Origin of the sequence: Marinomonas aquimarina (genome assembly GCF_900089755.1) — a bacterium.
GTDB classification, from domain to species: Bacteria; Pseudomonadota; Gammaproteobacteria; order Pseudomonadales; family Marinomonadaceae; genus Marinomonas; species Marinomonas aquimarina.
Genome location: NZ_FLOC01000005.1, coordinates 165741 through 185010, shown reverse-complemented (window position 1 = coordinate 185010; position 19270 = coordinate 165741). Strand labels below are relative to the sequence as shown.

At 48.0% G+C, this 19270-nt stretch carries 20 protein-coding genes; 18 read left to right on the top strand and 2 right to left on the bottom strand.

What is annotated here, in order from left to right; all coding sequences use genetic code 11:
- Nucleotides 1-595: 595 nt before the first annotated feature.
- Nucleotides 596-1252: a hypothetical protein gene (locus MAQ5080_RS06150; RefSeq protein ID WP_067206996.1), complete on the top strand. Its 657-nt coding sequence runs from the start codon at nt 596-598 to the stop codon at nt 1250-1252.
- Here the strand turns inward: MAQ5080_RS06150 and MAQ5080_RS06145 are convergent.
- Nucleotides 1230-2171, bottom strand: a complete 942-nt coding sequence (locus tag MAQ5080_RS06145) for a LysR substrate-binding domain-containing protein (RefSeq protein ID WP_067206994.1) — start codon at nt 2169-2171, stop codon at nt 1230-1232. The genes MAQ5080_RS06150 and MAQ5080_RS06145 overlap by 23 nt on opposite strands.
- Before the next feature lie 109 nt (nt 2172-2280).
- Here MAQ5080_RS06145 and MAQ5080_RS06140 point away from each other — a divergent pair, with 109 nt between their 5' ends.
- Nucleotides 2281-3177 carry a DMT family transporter gene (locus MAQ5080_RS06140; RefSeq protein WP_067206991.1) on the top strand — a complete coding sequence of 299 codons (897 nt, stop codon included), beginning with the start codon at nt 2281-2283 and terminating at the stop codon, nt 3175-3177.
- Nucleotides 3178-3219: 42 nt separating this feature from the next.
- On the opposite strand, the gene MAQ5080_RS06135 is transcribed toward MAQ5080_RS06140, so the two are convergent.
- Nucleotides 3220-3783: a hypothetical protein gene (locus tag MAQ5080_RS06135; protein WP_067206988.1), complete on the bottom strand. Its 564-nt coding sequence runs from the start codon at nt 3781-3783 to the stop codon at nt 3220-3222.
- A 234-nt stretch (nt 3784-4017) separates the two neighbouring features.
- Between MAQ5080_RS06135 and iscR the strand changes: the two genes are divergently transcribed.
- The 16 genes from iscR (at nt 4018) to bamB (ending at nt 19264) form a co-directional block, all read left to right on the top strand.
- Nucleotides 4018-4509, top strand: coding sequence for a Fe-S cluster assembly transcriptional regulator IscR (iscR, locus tag MAQ5080_RS06130; protein ID WP_067206985.1), 492 nt, complete (start codon nt 4018-4020; stop codon nt 4507-4509).
- 50 nt (nt 4510-4559) lie between these two features.
- Nucleotides 4560-5996, top strand: a complete 1437-nt coding sequence (sufB, locus tag MAQ5080_RS06125; protein WP_067206982.1) for a Fe-S cluster assembly protein SufB — start codon at nt 4560-4562, stop codon at nt 5994-5996.
- Between the two features lie 19 nt (nt 5997-6015).
- Nucleotides 6016-6801: a Fe-S cluster assembly ATPase SufC gene (gene sufC / locus MAQ5080_RS06120; RefSeq protein ID WP_067206978.1), complete on the top strand. Its 786-nt coding sequence runs from the start codon at nt 6016-6018 to the stop codon at nt 6799-6801.
- 2 nt (nt 6802-6803) lie between these two features.
- Nucleotides 6804-8027 carry a Fe-S cluster assembly protein SufD gene (gene sufD, locus MAQ5080_RS06115; protein ID WP_067206973.1) on the top strand — a complete coding sequence of 408 codons (1224 nt, stop codon included), beginning with the start codon at nt 6804-6806 and terminating at the stop codon, nt 8025-8027.
- An 11-nt stretch (nt 8028-8038) separates the two neighbouring features.
- On the top strand, nt 8039-9256 hold the full coding sequence (locus MAQ5080_RS06110; RefSeq protein WP_067206971.1) for an aminotransferase class V-fold PLP-dependent enzyme: 1218 nt from the start codon (nt 8039-8041) through the stop codon (nt 9254-9256).
- Nucleotides 9257-9264: 8 nt separating this feature from the next.
- Complete coding sequence (locus MAQ5080_RS06105; protein ID WP_067206969.1) at nt 9265-9618, top strand: HesB/IscA family protein; 354 nt, start codon at nt 9265-9267, stop codon at nt 9616-9618.
- A 4-nt stretch (nt 9619-9622) separates the two neighbouring features.
- On the top strand, nt 9623-10153 hold the full coding sequence (sufT, locus tag MAQ5080_RS06100) for a putative Fe-S cluster assembly protein SufT (protein ID WP_067206966.1): 531 nt from the start codon (nt 9623-9625) through the stop codon (nt 10151-10153).
- A 128-nt stretch (nt 10154-10281) separates the two neighbouring features.
- A complete protein-coding gene (locus MAQ5080_RS06095) occupies nt 10282-10707 on the top strand; it encodes a SufE family protein (protein ID WP_067206963.1) in 426 nt (141 codons plus the stop codon).
- A 24-nt stretch (nt 10708-10731) separates the two neighbouring features.
- Nucleotides 10732-11883: an IscS subfamily cysteine desulfurase gene (locus tag MAQ5080_RS06090; protein ID WP_067206961.1), complete on the top strand. Its 1152-nt coding sequence runs from the start codon at nt 10732-10734 to the stop codon at nt 11881-11883.
- Nucleotides 11884-12040: 157 nt separating this feature from the next.
- Nucleotides 12041-12448 (top strand): nucleoside-diphosphate kinase, encoded by a 408-nt coding sequence (gene ndk / locus MAQ5080_RS06085; RefSeq protein WP_067206960.1) that lies wholly within the window; start codon nt 12041-12043, stop codon nt 12446-12448.
- 154 nt (nt 12449-12602) lie between these two features.
- A complete protein-coding gene (gene rlmN / locus MAQ5080_RS06080) occupies nt 12603-13718 on the top strand; it encodes a dual-specificity RNA methyltransferase RlmN (RefSeq protein WP_067206959.1) in 1116 nt (371 codons plus the stop codon).
- A 309-nt stretch (nt 13719-14027) separates the two neighbouring features.
- On the top strand, nt 14028-15029 hold the full coding sequence (locus MAQ5080_RS06075) for a RodZ domain-containing protein (RefSeq protein ID WP_067206952.1): 1002 nt from the start codon (nt 14028-14030) through the stop codon (nt 15027-15029).
- Between the two features lie 8 nt (nt 15030-15037).
- Complete coding sequence (gene ispG, locus MAQ5080_RS06070; protein WP_067206948.1) at nt 15038-16150, top strand: flavodoxin-dependent (E)-4-hydroxy-3-methylbut-2-enyl-diphosphate synthase; 1113 nt, start codon at nt 15038-15040, stop codon at nt 16148-16150.
- 11 nt (nt 16151-16161) lie between these two features.
- On the top strand, nt 16162-17442 hold the full coding sequence (gene hisS / locus MAQ5080_RS06065) for a histidine--tRNA ligase (protein WP_082861030.1): 1281 nt from the start codon (nt 16162-16164) through the stop codon (nt 17440-17442).
- Nucleotides 17443-17485: 43 nt separating this feature from the next.
- Nucleotides 17486-18127: a YfgM family protein gene (locus tag MAQ5080_RS06060; RefSeq protein WP_067206945.1), complete on the top strand. Its 642-nt coding sequence runs from the start codon at nt 17486-17488 to the stop codon at nt 18125-18127.
- Between the two features lie 6 nt (nt 18128-18133).
- Nucleotides 18134-19264: an outer membrane protein assembly factor BamB gene (gene bamB / locus MAQ5080_RS06055; RefSeq protein ID WP_067206942.1), complete on the top strand. Its 1131-nt coding sequence runs from the start codon at nt 18134-18136 to the stop codon at nt 19262-19264.
- The last annotated feature ends 6 nt before the right edge of the window (nt 19265-19270 follow it).

The following is a 19270-nucleotide window of genomic DNA, read 5'->3' as shown; positions in this document are numbered from 1 at the left end:
CACTAAGCAGGCTGCTTCATGCTTAAACTCTGTTGAAAATGTACGACGTTGTTTTGTCATTGGACACCTCTTTTGATGTGGCTATATTACCACCTTAAATGGTGTCCGGTTTTATTAGACCACTACAGGACGCCTGAGATACCGCAACACAACCGCGATGTGTGGGAGGGGGCTCACCCCGATATGATATCCCGGTAGAATCGGGTCGTACGAGCTATCCTCTGACAGTGACATTTTCCCGCGGGAACCGCGGTCCTACAATGTGGTGCAGGCTTCGTAGGACTTCGCTGTGTGAAGTAAATTACCCCATGATAAAGCCTTTGCTCCTCGAACGGAGTCGGGTCGTACAAGTGGGGTAATGATGTCATTTCGATCCCCCCTTAACAGCGACTCAGGTTTGAAGGGAAAGAATCTGATCTCTGAAAATCCAGCGAATCCCATTTCGAATTCAAACGTTGGTGGCTGTTTCTGTTATAGCGCTCCTAATGCACGTATTTTGCATAATGATAAGTATTTAGGAACGCATCTTTGTCATGTATATCTAGGTTTGGAAATTGCTTAACATTAGCTTAATAAAAGTGTGTTAGGTGATCTAATGTTTATTTTGCGTGGTTTAATCTACTTATTGGCATTAGCAGGGATTGCACAGTGCATCGCTTTAGAGGCATTTCAATTCGGCACGGCTGCTGAGTATGGTGAGTCGTCTTTGGTGGAGCATCTGCAAGACCTATTTACCTTCTCGAGTGCGTTAACCTTTATGGTGTGTGCTTATCTGTCAAAGCCTTTGCGTCAAGCTTGTATTCTGCTTGGGGCACTCATGTTTATGATGTTTGTCCGTGAGTCGGACTCTCTGTTAGACGCTCAAGTCTTTGACGGCGCATGGCAGCTCATTGTCGGTGCAGTGATTATTGCCACTGTGTATGGCCTGCGTAATCAAGTAAAGGACAGCTACGACTCGTTAAAGCGTTTCTCTCAGACCTCAAGTTTTGGTTTTGTGGTCGCAGGCTTGGTGGTTGTGCTGGCATTCTCTCGCATGTTTGGTCGTACCAGCTTTTGGCAAAGTGTGATGGGCGATGCCTATGTTCGTACGGTAAAAAACATTGTCGAAGAAGGGACTGAGTTGCTTGGTTACAGTATTGTGATGATTGCTGCCACCGAGTTGTTGTTCTTTGTCTTGGCGGTAGCAAAAGAGCGCAAACATGTGCAGGCATCTGCCAAGGCCAGCTATGCTAAGGCAGAGTTAGCTCGTTAAGTTCATTGCGTAGCCAGCTTCTTAATTGAGTTAAAGCTGGTTCATGTCGTCTACTGTGCTTGTAGGCAATATAGAAGCTGTCTTGTGCATTGTGTATGGTGCAAGGCAGCTTAACCAAGCCATCCTCTGGCGTAGTTTCATTAAACATATAGTCATTCACTAGGGCGATGCCTAATGAATGCGCTGCGGCTTCATGGGCCAACATCAAGTGACTAAAGCGATGGAAGTTAATTCCTTCTGGTAGTGCTCTCTCTTGTTCTAAATACCACCTTCTCCAGTCCTCTGCATAACGCTCATACATACTGTAAGAAGTGATTAGTGGAAACTTTGCTAGCACTTCCGGTTGTTGTTTAAGAAGAGCTTCCAGTTCTTCCGTGGTGTCGATACCAAGTTCCGAGAGAAGGTCTTGATAGAAGCTTTGGCTACAGACAGGGAATAGTCGCTCGGTATAAAACCAATCAAACTCAAAGCCACGCTTATCGTTTTCAACCGTGATAAAACAGTCAGCAATACGGTCGGAGAGTTCTGGTTCTGAAAAAGTCATTTCAATGGTGAGATCGAGGTTGGGGTGTTGGCGCTTCAGCTTAGGTAACCTTGGGATGAGCCAATATACGGCAAAAGAGCTGTACACCGCTAAGCGAAGTTTGGTTTCTGTAATGCCTCTGACGTTTTCGGTGGCTCGCGCGATTTGGTTGAGGGAGCCGGTAATGTTGTCTAAGTATTGTCTTCCTTCCACCGTTAACTCGAGCTTTCTCCCAGAGCGGATAAACAGCTGCTCACCTAGGTAATCTTCTAGTCCTTTGATGTGGTGTGAGACTGCACTTTGGGTGATGTGTAGTTCATTGGCAGCCAAAGAGAAACTGTTTAAACGTGCCACAGCCTCAAACACAGGCAGGGATTTTAGTGGAGGTAGGTTCATATTTTTTGATCTAAAAAACTAATACTGAATAAAATTATATCATTTTATTGGATTTTAGACCGGCTCTATACTTCGCGCCAGTTGCAAATATGGGTGAGGAAGTTTTGCCATGTCTGGAAAGACGGTTAGTAGTGCTATTTTGGTGTTGGTACTGGGAAATTTGATGGCCACCATCTGTGATGTGTTCATTAAGTTAGCGGGGGCTGGTGAAGCGGTATTTCAGTTTACCTTTTACCGTGTTTTGTTTATGTGTCTGGTGTTGGCACCATTTGTGTTATGGCAACGTGCGGAGCAGCCTTTTGCGGGTCTTAAGCTGCATGTACTGCGTGGCAATCTATGGGTATTGACGTCAGTGCTGTTGGTGGTTTCTCTATCGCAGTTACCCTTGGCAACCGCCAATGCCATTTTCTATACCGCGCCTATTTTTATTATTTTACTCGCGGTGGTGTTTTATCGTGAAAAGTTAACCAAGACCGTGCTATTCGCAGCGTTGTCTGGCTTTCTTGGTGTGCTGGTGATCCTTAAGCCAAGTTATATTGGTTGGGGGATGGTGAGTGCGTTAGGGTTTGCGTTTGTACTGGCGGTCAATAGTTTGCTGGTGCGCAAGCTGCCACAAGGGCAGGGCGCGATGCATGGTCTATTTGTTGCCCAAGTATGTGCCTTACCTGTTGCCGCAGGGTTGGCTGTTTGGGAAGGTGGTGCGCTCTCTTGGGAGCAGCTCGGCTTGGCTTTTGGTTCATCGATCTGTTCCGTGTTATATAGCTTGGGATGCTTGGTGGGCTATCGCTATGTAGCGTCAAGCCAAGTGAGTTCGGCGGAATACTCAGGGCTGTTGTTTGCCATCTTAGCGGGTTTTGTGATGTTTGGTGAAACGATCGATATGAGCTTAATGCTTGGTGCAGCATTGATTGTGGTACCACTGCTTTACATTGGGCGAAAGGATATTTTGGCGGAACGCGCAAAGAATCGAGAACGTATGTCGGTGGAAGCAGCGGTAGAAGCGTAAGCGATGCCGACTAAAAAAGCCCGATCACGGATCGGGCTTTTTTTATGGGCTAGTGGTGGACTGTGCGGGCACGCTGGTGGAAGAAGCGGGTGGCTCGCCCGTTTTTAAGAGATTGAGTAGGGTGGTGCGCTCCATACTGGCCTTCAGAGCAATATCCATTTGATATTGATAGGTGGTTTCCCAGTCGCTGCTTCTTGGAACGAGTTCCCCTAAGTCACCAATTGCTTGTCGCATGACGGATAGATAGGCTTGGATGTTCTCTTCTTGATTGATCAAGATGTTCTTTAAAGCGGTAGCGCTGCTGTGGCGTAGATAGGTTTTAAGGGTTTCGTTTTCGGCGTTAATAGCACTTAAGGTGGCATTTTGCTGCTCTATACTCTGGCGCATGGCGGCAAGCTGTGTTTCGACTTCTGACTGCTGCTCAGTGATCAGTTGTGTCGGGTTGTTGGAGGTGACCAAAGAGTAGGTGATGCCAGCTGACGCGGCGACACTGAGCAAAAAGCAAATTAAAAAGCCCACGATAAGGCCGATTGGCAGGTTGCGTTTTGCCTTCTCAGTGCTGTCAGAGTTTTCTGTTTGTTCTTTATTTTCCGCTAACTTACTCATGGCGGCTCCTTAGTCGCTGGAAAGTTGGTTACTTATTATACGTATCGGACAAAACCATAAAGATATAACAACAAATATGCCGGAATTTATTCAGTTTTAGCATGGTTGCCCTTAAAATACCGCATAATCTAGGTAAGGGCTAATAACCTACTAACTTAGTCGGGTAAATACTTGATCAAAATAGTAGGTTTTTGTATGATCAAGGTTACCCAATAGCATGTAAGTGGAAAGTTTATGCGCTTAACAACAAAAGGTCGTTACGCGGTAACTGCAATGCTTGATCTGGCTCTGCACACTGATAATGGGCCTGTGTCGCTCTCAGATATTTCCAGTCGCCAAGGTATCTCGTTATCTTACTTGGAACAACTGTTTGCGAAGTTGCGAAAGCGTCAACTTGTGATCAGTGTCAGAGGACCAGGTGGCGGTTATCGTCTAAGTCGCGACCGAAGCGAAATCTTTGTCGCACAGATTGTTGATGCGGTAAATGAATCCGTGGATGCAACTGGTTGCCAAGGCCGCAGTGATTGCCAAGGTGGACATACGTGTCTGACTCACCATTTATGGTGCGACTTGAGTAATCAGATCCATGATTTTCTAAGTCAAATTAGTCTGGAAAATCTGGTCAAGCGCCAAGATGTTCGGCTGGTAGCCGAACGACAAAATAATGACAGCAAGATGTCGGCTTCAGCTTCTCAAGAGAAGATCTCTGCAGCCCTCATCGGTTAACGAACACAACTAGCAGGGTGTTACCCTGGAAGAATGAGTGAGTTTCTAATATGACTGAGCAGATTGATAAGGCGTTAGCTCGAGAGTACGAAGCGGGCTTCGTTTCTGCAGTGGAATCAGAAACCTTCGAGCCTGGTCTCGATGAAGACGTGATTCGCCGAATCTCTGAAGTCAAAGGTGAACCTGAGTGGATGCTCGAGTGGCGTCTCAATGCGTTTCGTGTTTGGCAAGAAATGGAAGAGCCTGACTGGGCTCACGTGTCCTACCCTAAGATCGACTACCAGGCGGTGTCATACTACTCTGCTCCAAAGAGTATGAAAGACAAACCTAAGTCGCTTGATGAAGTGGATCCAGAGCTTCTGCGTACCTACGAAAAGCTAGGTATCCCACTGGTTGAGCAACAAATGCTAGCGGGTGTGGCGGTGGACGCAGTCTTTGACTCGGTTTCAGTTGTAACCACTTTCCGTGAGAAGCTAGAAGAAGCCGGCGTTATCTTCTGCCCGATTTCTGAAGCACTTCACAAATACCCTGATCTAGTTAAAAAGTACATCGGTAGCGTTGTTCCGACTAAGGACAACTACTTCGCGGCATTGAACTGTGCGGTATTTACAGACGGTTCATTTGTTTACATTCCAAAAGGCACACGTTGCCCAATGGAGCTGTCGACTTACTTCCGTATTAACGAGCAGAACACTGGTCAGTTTGAACGTACCCTAATCATTGCTGATGAAGGTTCGTATGTAAGCTACCTAGAAGGTTGTACCGCGCCGCAACGTGATGAAAACCAATTGCACGCCGCAGTGGTTGAGCTTGTTGCCCTAGACGATGCTGAGATCAAGTACTCAACGGTACAGAACTGGTACCCAGGTGACGAAGAAGGTAAAGGTGGTATTTATAACTTCGTAACTAAGCGTGGTGTGTGTCACACCAATGCTAAGATCTCTTGGACTCAAGTTGAGACGGGTTCTGCAGTAACTTGGAAATACCCAAGCTGTGTCCTAAAAGGTGATAACAGTGTTGGTGAATTCTACTCTGTTGCCCTAACCCGTGGCCGTCAGCAAGCGGACACCGGTACGAAGATGATCCACATCGGTAAGAACACTAAGTCGACGATCATCTCTAAGGGTATTTCTGCCGGTAAAAGTAACAACTCTTACCGTGGCCTAGTGCGTATGAACCCAGGTGCAGAAGGGGCGCGTAACTTCACACAATGTGATTCCTTGCTGATCGGTGATCAGTGTGGTGCACACACATTCCCATACGTAGAAAGTCGTAATCCATCGGCGATCGTAGAGCACGAAGCGACCACGTCTAAAGTAAGCGATGACCAGATGTTCTTGTGTCGTCAGCGTGGCGTAGATCCTGAAAAAGCAGTCTCTATGATTGTAAACGGCTTCTGTAAAGAAGTATTTAAAGAACTCCCTATGGAGTTTGCCGTTGAAGCAGGCAAACTTCTCGAAATTAGCCTTGAAGGCTCTGTTGGTTAGGTTGAGGAACCCATTGAACATGTCAAACGAAAACACTTTGTTATCGATCAAAGATTTGCACGCGAGTGTAGAAGAAAAAAACATTCTCAAAGGTCTCAACCTAGACATTAAACCAGGTGAAGTTCATGCCATAATGGGCCCGAACGGTGCTGGTAAATCGACTACAGGCTATGTTCTGTCTGGTCGTGATGGCTATGAAGTAGACAGCGGTTCTGCCACTCTAGATGGTGAAGATCTACTTGAGATGGAAGTAGAGGATCGTGCCCGTGCAGGTCTTTTCCTAGCGTTCCAATACCCAGTTGAAATTCCTGGCGTGAGCAACCTTGAGTTCTTGAAAGTAGCGGTTGATGCGCAGCGTGAAGCACGCGGTGAAGAAGCATTGACGTCTGCTGAATTCCTGAAAATTGCCAAAGAAGCGTGTAAGCAAGTGAACTTGCCAGTGTCATTCCTTAAACGTGGTGTGAACGAAGGCTTCTCCGGTGGTGAGAAGAAACGTAACGAAATCATGCAGATGATTTTGCTACAACCAAAGCTTTGTATCCTAGATGAAACCGATTCAGGTCTAGATATCGACGCCATGCAAGTGGTCGCAAACGGTGTTAACAGCCAGCGTTCTCCTGAGCGTAGCTTCATCGTTGTGACGCACTACCAGCGTCTACTGGACTACATCAAGCCTGACTTTGTACACGTGCTTGCAGACGGCAAAATCGTGAAAAGCGGTGATGCGTCACTGGCGAAAGAGCTGGAAGCACAAGGTTACTCTTGGTTGCAAGCTGAGCCTACAGAAGACGAGCTAGAGGATTAATCATGAGTGAATGGTTACAACAAGCCATCGCTCGTGCCGACAGCATTCAAGATGGTTTTGAAGACCAGCGAGCGACGTCGCTTGCGCTATTAAAAGACATTAAATGGCCAACCCGTAAAACGGAAGCATGGAAGTACACACCACTTCGTGCAGTAGAGCGCAGTGCGGCCATTTTTAAAGAAGAATCTCCTGAGCTTGAACCGGTAGCGGTTGAAGGTCTTGAATTCCTTGAGTTGACGTTTGTGGACGGTCAGCTGGTATCGCTACCAGAAGATCTACCTGAAGGTCTGACGATTGAAATGCAAGAGTCGAGCTTGTTCGCAGAGATCAAGCCCGAGCGTCATGTATTCGGTCTAGTCAATGATGTGCTAGCCGCTGACGTTGCTGTGGTAACGGTTGCGGAAGGCGTAGCAATTGAGCAATTGCTACGTATCAACAACTTGCTAAGCAATGGTGCCCAAGGCCACATTCGTGTGATCGTTGACATCAAAGCCGGTGCTTCCCTTAAAGTAGTGGAAAACGCTGAAGGTCAGGGTGCGTCCCTAACCACAGCTTACACCGAATACCAAATCGGTGCTGAAGCAACGCTTGAGCATTACCGTTTTGCGTTGCAGGCTGCAGACAATGTGGCCATCGGTGGGTGTCACTTTAAACTGCTAGAAAGTGCGTCTTTGAACAGCAGCATCATTGGCTTTGGTAGCGATTTACAGCGTATTGATACAGATATCATTCACGCGGGTGAAAAAGCGGACGCTAAGCTGAATGCCATCTACCTGCTAGACGGTAAAGAGTTGTTCGACTTGCACGCTAACGTTGAGCACGCGGTGCCAAACTGTACCACGGAAGAAAATATTCGTGGTATTGCTGGCGATAGCAGCCGTGCGGTATTCAACGGCCGTATCCATATTCACCGTGATGCGCAGAAGACCTTGGCTGAGCTAAATAACCGCAACTTGTTGATGTCTGACAAGGCGGAAATCAATACTAAGCCTGAGCTGGAAATCTACGCTGACGATGTGCGTTGTGCCCACGGCGCGACCATCGCAGAGATCGATAAGAAGGCCTTGTACTACCTGCAAACACGCGGTGTTAGTCGTTCCCAAGCACAGCTAATGTTGAGCTTTGGTTTTATTAATGAGTTGATCGACCAGATGCCAACTGCAGAGTTGGCGGAATGGGTGCGTCCGATTATTCGTGACCGATTTTCTCAGATGGAAGTGAAATAAGCGAGAAGTCCATGAGTCTTGATGTCGCTGCTATTCGCGAGCAGTTTCCCATTTTAAAACGCGAAATCGATGGCAATCCTCTTATCTATCTTGATAACGCGGCGACGACCCAGAAGCCGCAGTGTGTCATTGATGCGCTGGTGGAGTATTACTCTCACTATAACTCGAACGTACACCGTGGCGCGCACCGTCTAGCGGATGAAGCGACGCGTAAGTTTGAGAATGCACGCGACATCATTAAAGACTTCATTAACGCGCCTAAGCGTGAAGAAGTAATTTGGACGTCTGGTACGACTGAAGGCATCAATATGATTGCCAACGGTTTGTCGAAACTGCTTACAAGCTCTGATGAAGTAATCGTGACGGGCATGGAACACCATGCCAACATTGTTACTTGGCAGCAAGCTTGTAAAGCAGCAGGTGCGACGCTTCGTACTGTGCCAGTAACCGATAAAGGCGAGCTGGACCTAGACGCGTACGTTTCATTGCTAAATGAAAATACCAAGCTGGTGGCTTTCCCGCATGTATCCAACTCGCTGGGTACGGTAAACCCGGTTAAATGGTTGACGGAGCAAGCGAAGCAATTTGATGCTTGGGTGTTCATCGACGGTGCTCAAGGTATTGCCCACGGTAATGTCGACGTACAAGACATTGGTTGCGATTTTTATGCCTTTTCAGGACATAAAATCTACGGTCCGATGGGCATTGGTGCGTTATGGGGCAAAGAAGAGTTGTTGGCTGAATGGCCTGTATGGCAAACCGGTGGCGAGATGATTTCTGTCGTGACGCTACAAGACGCGACTTGGAATGTGTTGCCTTATCGCCTTGAAGCGGGCACGCCAAATGTTGGTGATGCCATTGCCATGGGTGAGGCTATCCGTTGGTTCAGTTCATTTGACTATGCTGAGGTGGCGGCGCATGAAAAAGCTCTGATGGCGCGTGCAACCGAGCTTGCCAAAGAGTTTGATGGTTTGCGCATGATCGGTGAAGCGGAAGACAAAGTTGGTGCGTTCAGTTTTGTATTGGACCAAGGTCACCCTGCGGACATTGGTTTCTTGCTAGACCGTCAAGGTATTGCGATTCGTACCGGTGATCACTGTGCCCAGCCTTTGATGGCTCGTTTTGGCGTGCCAGGTACGGCACGTATGTCGTTCTCGATTTACACTACGATTGAAGAAGTCGAGCAATTCTTTAAAGCTTTGAAAAAAGTGTACATGATGTTGGCCTAGGAGGCATTATGTCGACAGAAACATTCGATCCGAATCAGTCGGTCACCATGACCGATGCTGCACGTAAGTTTTTTGCATCCAAGCTTACGTCGCAAAATGAAGGTAGCCTTGTCCGCCTGAGCACCAAAGAGAGTGGCTGTACAGGTTACGCTTATGTACTTGATATCGTTGACGCGGCGCAAGAGGGTGATGCCATCATAGATTTTGATGGTGTGAAGCTCGCGATTAACGATGAGTCTTTGACCTTGTTAAAAGGTACGGAGATTGACTTGGTGCGCGAAGGCATTAACCAAGTGGTAAAATTTAATAACCCCAATGTGGTTGCGGAATGCGGCTGCGGCGAAAGCTTTAGTGTGAATTAACAGCATGCAGAAAATGGTCGTAACTCAGCGCGAGTGTCCCGCTCGCCGAGTCCCAAGCGGTGAACCCACCACCATTCCAGAAGGTCAGTTTATTACCATCAACCAAGCGTTGGGTGGTAATTACACGGTGACTTTTCAAGGCAACATGCTACGTATTGATGGCACTGATGCGGATGCTATCGGTCAGGAGCCAGAAGTACTGAGCTTCGCGGACGATGGCTCAGGTCAGATTGTTGAAGAGCAAGTATGGCAAGCATTGGACAGTGTCTATGACCCAGAGATTCCCATCAGTTTGGTGTCCCTAGGTTTGGTTTATAAGGTAGCGGTTGATCAAGCAGACAAGGGCGTTGCTATTCAAATGACGCTAACGGCTCCAGGCTGTGGCATGGGACCTGTACTGGTAAGCGATGTGAAATATCGTGTGGCAAAAGTACCAAATGTTGCCAATGTGAATGTTGAGCTTGTATTTGATCCACCATGGTCACGTGAAATGATGAGTGAAGAAGCACAGCTTGAAGCTGGCTTGTTCTTCTAACGCATACAGTTCCAGCGTAAAATCGACTACAATAGCGACGGCCAATGACTTCAACCATTGGCCGTTTCTTTTTGTGCCATTCAATCTATCGCACTATTTAATTCAGAGACTCAATTTAGCGAGGCGTTATGTCTTTACCGACACCAGAAGAGATTATTGATGACATTTCTTTCTTTGATGATTGGGAAGAGAAGTACAAATACATTATCGACTTAGGCAAGTCTCTGCCTGAGTTCGACGACGCTTGGCGTACCCCAGAGCGCTTAGTGAAAGGTTGTCAGAGTAATGTCTGGATTCAACCTGGCAGTGCGCAAGATGCGACCAAAGGAGAGGTGTTAACCTTTTCTGTCGATAGCGATGCGGTGATTGTGCGTGGCTTGTTGGGGTTAGTGATGGCGGCTTACAACGAGAGAACGCCGGCCGACATTTTAGCATTCGACATTGATGGCTATTTCTCTGAGTTGGATCTTGAAAGTCACTTGAGTCCTACTCGTGGTAACGGCCTACGCTCGATTGTGGGGCGTGTACAAGCCATTGCCCAAGCATCTGTTTAACCTGCGTTACCTCGGAGAGTTCTAATGCAAACACCTGTTTACCTCGACAACTCAGCGACGACACCGGTAGATCCACGTGTTGCCGAAAAAATGATGCAATGTCTGACCCAAGACGGCAACTTTGGCAACCCTGCTTCGCGCTCGCACCTATTTGGCTGGCGTGCAGAAGAGGCTGTGGAAGATGCGCGTTTGCAGGTGGCGGAGCTAATCGAGGCGGATGCCCGTGAAATCGTTTGGACGTCCGGTGCAACAGAAGCGAACAATCTGGCGATCAAAGGTGTGGCGCAAGCGAATAAGCTGAAGGGGCGCCATATTGTGACCTCAATGATTGAGCACAAAGCCGTACTGGACCCTTGCCGCCAGCTTGAGAAAGAAGGCTTTGAAGTGACCTATTTACAGCCTAATGCTCATGGCGAAGTTGCCGTGGACAGCGTTGTTGCAGCGCTGCGTGACGATACGATTTTAGTATCGTTAATGCACGGCAATAATGAGTTAGGCGTCGTGACGGATATTGCGGCCATCGGCAAAGAGACTCGTGCCCGTGGTATTTATCTGCACGTGGATGCAGCACAAACGACTGGCAAAGTTGCGATTGATGTCAATGCAATGAACGTTGACTTGATGTCGTTGACGGCCCATAAAACCTATGGCCCGAAAGGCATTGGTGCCTTGTATGTACGCCGCTCGCCGAAAGTGAAGCTGGAAGCACAGATTCATGGTGGTGGCCATGAGCGTGGCATGCGTTCAGGTACATTGGCGACCCACCAAATCGTGGGCATGGGCGAAGCCTTTGCTATTGCCAAAGCGGACATGGCAAGCGACTGCGAGCGCATCACGGCATTACGTGAAAAGCTGTGGCAGGGTTTGTCGGAAATGCCTGGCGTACACCTAAATGGCGATTCAGAAAATCGTGTCGCTGGCGTGATCAATGTTGGCTTTGATGGTGTTGAAGGGGAAGTGCTGTTGATGTCGTTAGCCGACGTGGCGCTTTCATCTGGTTCGGCGTGTACTTCTGCCAGCCTAGAGCCTTCCTATGTGCTGCGTGCCATTGGTTTATCAGACGAATTGGCCCATGCATCACTGCGTATGTCGGTGGGGCGCTTTACCACAGCAGAAGAGATCGATTTCGTTATCGAAACCGTGAAAAACGCCGTATCTCAGTTGCGTGGCGCATAAATTGTTTAAAAACGCGTATTTTCGCGTTTTACCCTAAAAAAAAACGCTGTGGATACATACAAATTTCATAAAGACATGCGTATAATCCGCACGCTAAAACTTATTAGTCGGCCCCACAATATCGTGTGGCCATTGAAATTCAAATTTGGAGTTTAACATGGCGCTAGAACGCACTCTATCTATCATCAAGCCAGATGCTGTTGCTAAAAACGTAATCGGTGAAATCTACACTCGTTTCGAGCGTGCTGGTCTGAAAATCGTTGAAGCGAAAATGATTCAACTAGACGACGAGCTAGCTGGTGGTTTCTACGCTGAGCACAAAGAGCGTCCATTCTACAACGACCTAGTTGCATTCATGACTTCTGGTCCTGTTGTTGTTTCTGTTCTTGAAGGCGAAGGCGCTGTTCTACGTCACCGCGAGCTAATGGGTGCAACTAACCCTAAAGAAGCTGCTGCTGGTACTCTACGTGCAGATTACGCTGAGTCTATCGATGCGAACGCTGTTCACGGTTCTGACTCTGTTGAGTCTGCTGCACGTGAAGTTGCTTACTTTTTCGGTAAGTAATTGATTTAAGACCTACCTTTTCAATTTAGAAAAGCAGGTTTAAGAGGAAGCGGGCCTATGGCCCGCTTCTTTGCAGAGGCTTCTGAAAAGCGTAATCCCTTTTCAGAAGCTTTTTTGTCTACACTTAACGCTTTAGAGCGAATGATTGATACCTATGACTGACACCCCAAAAGTTAATTTACTTGGCCTTTCACCTGATAAACTCATCGAGTTCTTTGAGTCGATCGGCGAAAAGAAATTCCGTGCAACCCAAGTGATGAAATGGATTCATCAAAAGGGCGCTGAGTCCTTTGAAGAAATGACGGATGTTAGTAAGAAGTTGCGCGCTAAGTTGGAAAACATCTGTGAGATCCGTGCACCGGAAATTGTTTCACAGAACATTTCTACCGATGGTACGCGCAAGTGGATCATTCGCACTGAAGGTGGCCAGAATAACTGTGTTGAAGCGGTTCTGATTCCGGATGGTGATCGTGCGACCTTATGTGTGTCTTCACAGGTTGGTTGTTCTTTGGATTGTAGTTTCTGTTCGACCGGTAAGCAGGGCTTTAACCGTAACCTAACGCCTGCAGAAATCATTGGTCAGGTGTGGATCGCGATCAAATCTTTTGGTCCGATGGATCCAAACGGCCCGCGTCGCGTCACTAACGTGGTCATGATGGGCATGGGCGAACCGCTGATGAACTTTGAACCAGTGGTGGATGCCATGACGCTGATGATGCATGACAATGCTTACGGTTTGTCTAAGCGTCGCGTGACACTGAGTACTTCTGGTGTGGTGCCACGTATTTACGATTTGGTTAAGCGTACCGATGTATCCTTGGCGATCTCTTTGCACGCACCAAATAACGCGCTGCGTAATGAATTGGTGCCGATCAACAAAAAGTACCCAATCGAAGATCTGCTAGAAGCCTGCCAGCATTATTTGGACAACCTGCCAGACAAGCGTCATATCACCATCGAGTACACGGTCATGGCCGGTGTGAACGATCAGGAAGAGCATGCGCGTCAACTGTCGAAGTTGCTTGAAAACTTAGAATGTAAGATCAACTTGATTCCATTTAACCCGTTCCCGCATTCCGGTTACGAAAAGCCATCGAATAACCAAACGCGTCGTTACCAAAAAATCTTGGCCGACGACGGTTACACGGTAACGGTACGTACTACCCGTGGTGATGATATTGATGCAGCGTGTGGTCAGCTGGTGGGTGATTTCCTTGATAAAACTCGCCGTTCACAGAAATACATTGAACTGCGTGAAGTGACGGAATAAGCCCGTTATTGTAGGAAAAGAGTCTGATGTGGACGCCTGTTGTCAGTAACACGTCAGATTCACTCAAAAACCTGCCGTTGATAGAAAAGATTTTCATCATTTTCGCGTGATTGGTTTGATGGGCGGCCGCAATCTTGATTTAATACAAAGCGAATAAAAGAAAGTGCTTTTTATTAATATTCAGGCATTGGTTGGTCCGCTACATTGGACTGGTTACGCTACCGTTTTGTCAGTCCTGCGCGTCATTGCAGGGGGGGGCCTACATTTGGGTAGCTAAGCACTTTCCGCCTGCTTTACCAAGGTAAGATCATGACAACCGAATTAGAGATGGATATTGCTCCTGAGCAAGGCAAACAGGCTTTGGATATTGGTCAGACCCTCAGAGCGAAACGTCTAAGCCTGGCGCTGGATGAGCGACAGGTGGCTACCGAATTAAAGCTGTCCATTGACAGTGTCTATGCCCTAGAAAATGGTGCCTTTGAGCGCTTTCGTTCCGCTACTTTTGCCCGTGGCTATCTAAAAAGCTACTGCCGTCTATTAGGCCTAGATCATCATCAAGTGTTGGCTGCTTTTGATGAGCAGCAGTCTGTGAAAGAAAGCCATTTACGCCCAGTGGATAATGTTCAAGCGCAATCCTCTGGTCGTGACCCCATCTTTGTGATCGTTTCCGCGATCATTATTGCCATCATCGCTTTTGTAGTGTTTTGGTGGCCGTCGCAATCCTCAGAACCAGAAGAGAGCTCTGCTGTAGCACAAGAGCAAGTGAGCGACGAAATGACGCAAGCAGCGGAAGATGAAAACACCTCTAATATGGATACGATTGAAGCGCCTGCGGCAGCCACTCAAACTGATTCTGAAGTAACCGATGCTGAGATTGACTTTGCAGCGCTAACTGAGAGCCTAAGTGATACCACAGAAGAGGCGGCTGACGAGGTAGTGACAGGGTTGTCTGCTGAGACCATTGCCTTATTAGAAGATGCTGGGGTCGATACAGAACAAGTCGCCGAAGCGGCCCGTGAACCAGAAAACGTTGCCGAGCCTGCTACGGTAGCGCCTGAGCCCGTCGTCGCAAGTCATGACATTGTGCTGCAGTTTTCAGCCGATTGTTGGACTGAAATTCGTGATAGCAGCGGCCGAATTCTTTTTTCTGGCGTAAAATCTGCTGGCAGTAGCCTTGAATTAGATGGCCAAGCACCATACCGAGTAACTCTAGGTTATGCGCCTGGTGTGTCTGAATTTATTTACCAGGGAGAGCAGTTCGACTTCTCTTCTTACGTACGCAAAGATCTAGCTCGATTTGAGCTTGAGTAGAGAGAAACATGCATTTCGAATCACCTATTAAACGCCGTCAATCACGTCAAATCATGGTGGGCAATGTGCCGGTTGGTGGTGGTGCCCCAATCAGTGTGCAAAGTATGACCAACACAGAAACCTGTGATGTGGCGGCTACGGTTGCGCAAATTCGTGCGATCCAAGATGCTGGCGCGGACATTGTTCGCGTATCTGTGCCTTCTATGGACGCAGCGGAAGCTTTTAAGGCGATCCGTGAGCAGGTATCTGTGCCATTGGTAGCAGACATTCACTTTGACTATAAAATCGCTTTGAAAGTCGCTGAATATGGCGTCGATTGTTTGCGTATTAACCCCGGCAACATCGGTAACAAAGACCGTGTTCGTGCTGTGGTGGATTGCGCACGCGACAAGAATATCCCGATTCGCATCGGTGTGAACGCGGGTTCTCTGGAAAAAGATCTACAGAAAAAGTATGGCGAGCCAACACCTGACGCTCTAGTAGAGTCGGCCTTCCGTCAAATTGAGTACTTTGATGCGCTCGACTTCCAAGAGTTTAAGTTGAGCTTAAAAGCCTCTGATATCTTCATGACGGTGGACGCTTACCGTAAAATTGCCTCGCAAATTGATAACCCGCTGCATTTGGGGATCACCGAAGCCGGTGGCTTACGTTCTGGTACAGTGAAATCCTCGATCGGTCTTGGTTTGCTATTAATGGATGGCATTGGCGACACCTTGCGAGTGTCGTTGGCGGCGGATCCGGTACAAGAGGTAAAAGTCGGTTGGGATATGCTACGCAGTTTGAAATTGCGTAACCGTGGCATCAATTTTATTGCCTGCCCAAGTTGCTCGCGTCAGAACTTTGACGTGGTCAAAACCATGAATGAGTTAGAAGAGCGCCTAGAAGACATCAAGGTGTCGATGGACGTGGCCGTGATTGGCTGTGTCGTCAATGGTCCAGGTGAAGCTAAAGAAGCGGATCTTGGTCTAGCCGGTGGCTCACCAAATAACTTGGTTTACCTAGACGGTAAGCCCAACACAAAAGTTAAAAATGAAACTTTGGTAGACGATCTTGAACGAATGATTCGAGAAAAAGCAGATGCCAAAGAGAAAGAAGAATCCAATCTTATCGCTAAGTCATAAGGGCACGAATAGTGGGTCGTAAAGTACAAGCAATTCGCGGAATGAATGACATTCTGCCGGGCCAATCATCAGTTTGGCAGTACCTAGAAAAAACAGTTACTGAAGTGGTTAGTGGCTACGGTTATCAACAGATCCGTTTCCCAATCGTTGAACATACAGAATTGTTCAAACGTGGCGTGGGTGAAACAACGGACATTGTTGAAAAAGAAATGTACACCTTTGATGATCGTAATGGTGAGTCCCTAACCCTACGTCCTGAAGGTACCGCAAGCTGTGTTCGTGCAGCCGATCAAGCGGGCTTACTGTTCAATCAAACTCAGCGCCTTTGGTATGTTGGTCCGATGTTCCGTTACGAGCGCCCACAAAAAGGCCGTTACCGTCAATTCCACCAAATCGGTGTCGAATCATTCGGTATGTCGACCCCTGATATTGACGCTGAGCTGATTATTTTAAGCGCGCGTCTATGGAAAAAACTTGGCCTGCTAGAACACGTTGAACTGCAGCTAAACACCATCGGTGTGGCGGCTGCCCGTGAAGCCTTTAAAGCGGCATTGGTAGAATACCTAACCGAATTTAAAGATCAGCTAGACGAAGACAGTCAGCGTCGTCTTTCAACCAACCCACTGCGTATTTTGGATTCGAAAGATGAAGCAACGCAGAAAGTGTTGGCCAATGCGCCAAGCCTTGAAGACTTCATTGATGAAGAATCGCAACAGCACTTTGAGCGTTTACAAGCGATCTTGAAAGCCAACGATGTGCCATTCGTGATCAACCGTAAACTAGTTCGTGGTTTGGACTACTACGGTAAAACGGTATTTGAGTGGGTGACGTCTCACTTAGGTGCTCAGGCGACGGTTTGTGCCGGTGGTCGTTACGATGGTCTGGTTGAACAACTCGGTGGCCGTGCCACTCCTGCAGTGGGCTTTGCTATGGGCGTTGAGCGTCTCGTACTGTTGCTGGAAACGTTAGAGTTGATCCCAGCAGAAGCCAAAGACACGACTGACATTTTTGTGGTGAGCTTTGGTGACGCAGCGGAACTTCAATCATTTGTTGTGGCCGAAGCTCTGCGTAATGCTGGTCAAGGCTGGACCGTGCTACGTCATTGTGGTGGTGGTAACTTCAAGAACCAAATGAAGAAAGCCGATAAATCTGGCGCACGTTTTACCCTCATTCTAGGTGAAACGGAAGTCGCAGAAGGCGTGGTACAAGTAAAAGACATGCAGACAGGTGAACAGACGTCTTGCGCAAATGATGCGCTGGTCGCAAGCTTGTTGGAAAAGCTTAACGGTTAATATTGAGCACAGCCGTTCGCAATAGGATTATGAGGAACACAGTGTGTCTGAAGTAAAAACTGAAGAAGAACAAATCGAAGCGTTTAAAGCGTGGTGGAAGAAAAACGGTACCTCTCTGGTATTAGCGGTAGCTGTCGGTGTCGGTGGCTACTTTGGTTTCCAAGCATGGCAGACCAGCCAAGCTAACCATCTAGCGGAAGCCTCTTCGCTGTACCAAAATCTGACCGAAGCAGCGTCAGATCTGGATAAGGAAGAAAACCAGAAAACGGTACGTTTTATCGCTCAGCAATTAGCGGACGATTACGATGACACAGGCTATGCCATGTTTAGTCAGCTGTTCGTGGCGCGTATCGATGCCCAAGCAGGCAATTACGATGCTGCTGTGACGGCACTATCGACCGTGGTTGAACAGTCCGAAGATGCGGCGTTTGATGCGGTGGCGAATATTCGTATCGCTCGCTTACAAGCTGAGCAAGAACAATACGATTCAGCACTTGCAACATTGAATGCGGTACAACAGTCAGAGTTTGCTGGTCAGGTTGAAGAGTTACGCGGTGACATTCTGTTAGCGCAGGGCAAGCGAGACCAAGCTCGTGAAGCCTACGAAAGTGCCTCGGCAGCCATGGGCGAAGGTGCACAGCACCCTCTATTAGAGATCAAACTAAAAGATCTGGTGAAGGGCTAGTTAACTATGTGGAAGCCAATGATCGCGGCAGCCGTTGTCAGTGCTGCATTACTACAGGGTTGTTCAACTCGATTGTTACCGCCGCCAGCGGGTATTGATCAGCAAGTGTACTTCGATGCTCATTGGCGTACCAAGGTCAACGGCCAAGCGGGCGAGCAAACGGAAACCTACAACATGGTTGCCCAAGGCGACACCTTAGCGCTAGTCACCAATCGTGGTGATGTCTACGAGCTAGAGCAGTCTTCCGGTGGTCAAATCGTTCACGTTGCAACAGGCTTTCGTCCAAGTGCCGGCGTTTCTCGCTACGGTGATGACGTCTTCTTTGGTACCTACGATGGCGAGTTAGTCGCAGTTTCCTTAGCCGAGTCGAAAGTGCTGTGGACGAAATCGTTAACCTCTGAAATTTTATCAGAAACGGGTAACGGTCAAGGCCGTGTGGCCGTCTTAACCGGCGACGGTTGGCTAACAGTGATGGACGCAGAGACGGGCAATACCCTGTGGCGCGACAAAGAAGATTTGCCTGCCTTGACAGTGCGTGGCAACACGGCGCCGGTGATTGCCGATGGCAAAGTCATTGCTGGTTTTGCTACGGGTAAAGTGAAAGCTTACAACCTGCAAACGGGCGACCAGATTTGGGAATATGCAGTCGGCAAACCGGAAGGTCGTTATGAAATTGAACGCCTTTCTGATATTCGTGGTCGCTTTGTCGTGAGCAATGGCCTGCTTTATTCCGTGGCTTACAACGGCACGGTGACGGCGCTTGCACTGCAAACCGGTCGTCCTGTTTGGCAGCGTAGTATTTCCAGTGCGGTAGGGGTTGCGGTCAATGGCAGCGAGTTAGCGGTGATTGATCAAAATAACGTAGTGCACAGCTTAAATGCACGTAACGGCTCAACCCTGTGGGAAAACGATAGCTTAAAAGATCGTGATCTAGCATCACCGGTTTTTTATAAAGATTATGTAGCGGTGTTGGACCGCGGCGGCTGGATCCACTTGCTGAATCGCTCCACTGGAGAGGCAGAGGCTTGGACCTTAGCCGATTCTCGTCGTCCGGCTGGCAGTCGCATGGTGTCGAATGATGAACAATTGTTTATACTTACGCCAACTGCAAATGTGACAGCTTTACACTATTGGTAGTAGACG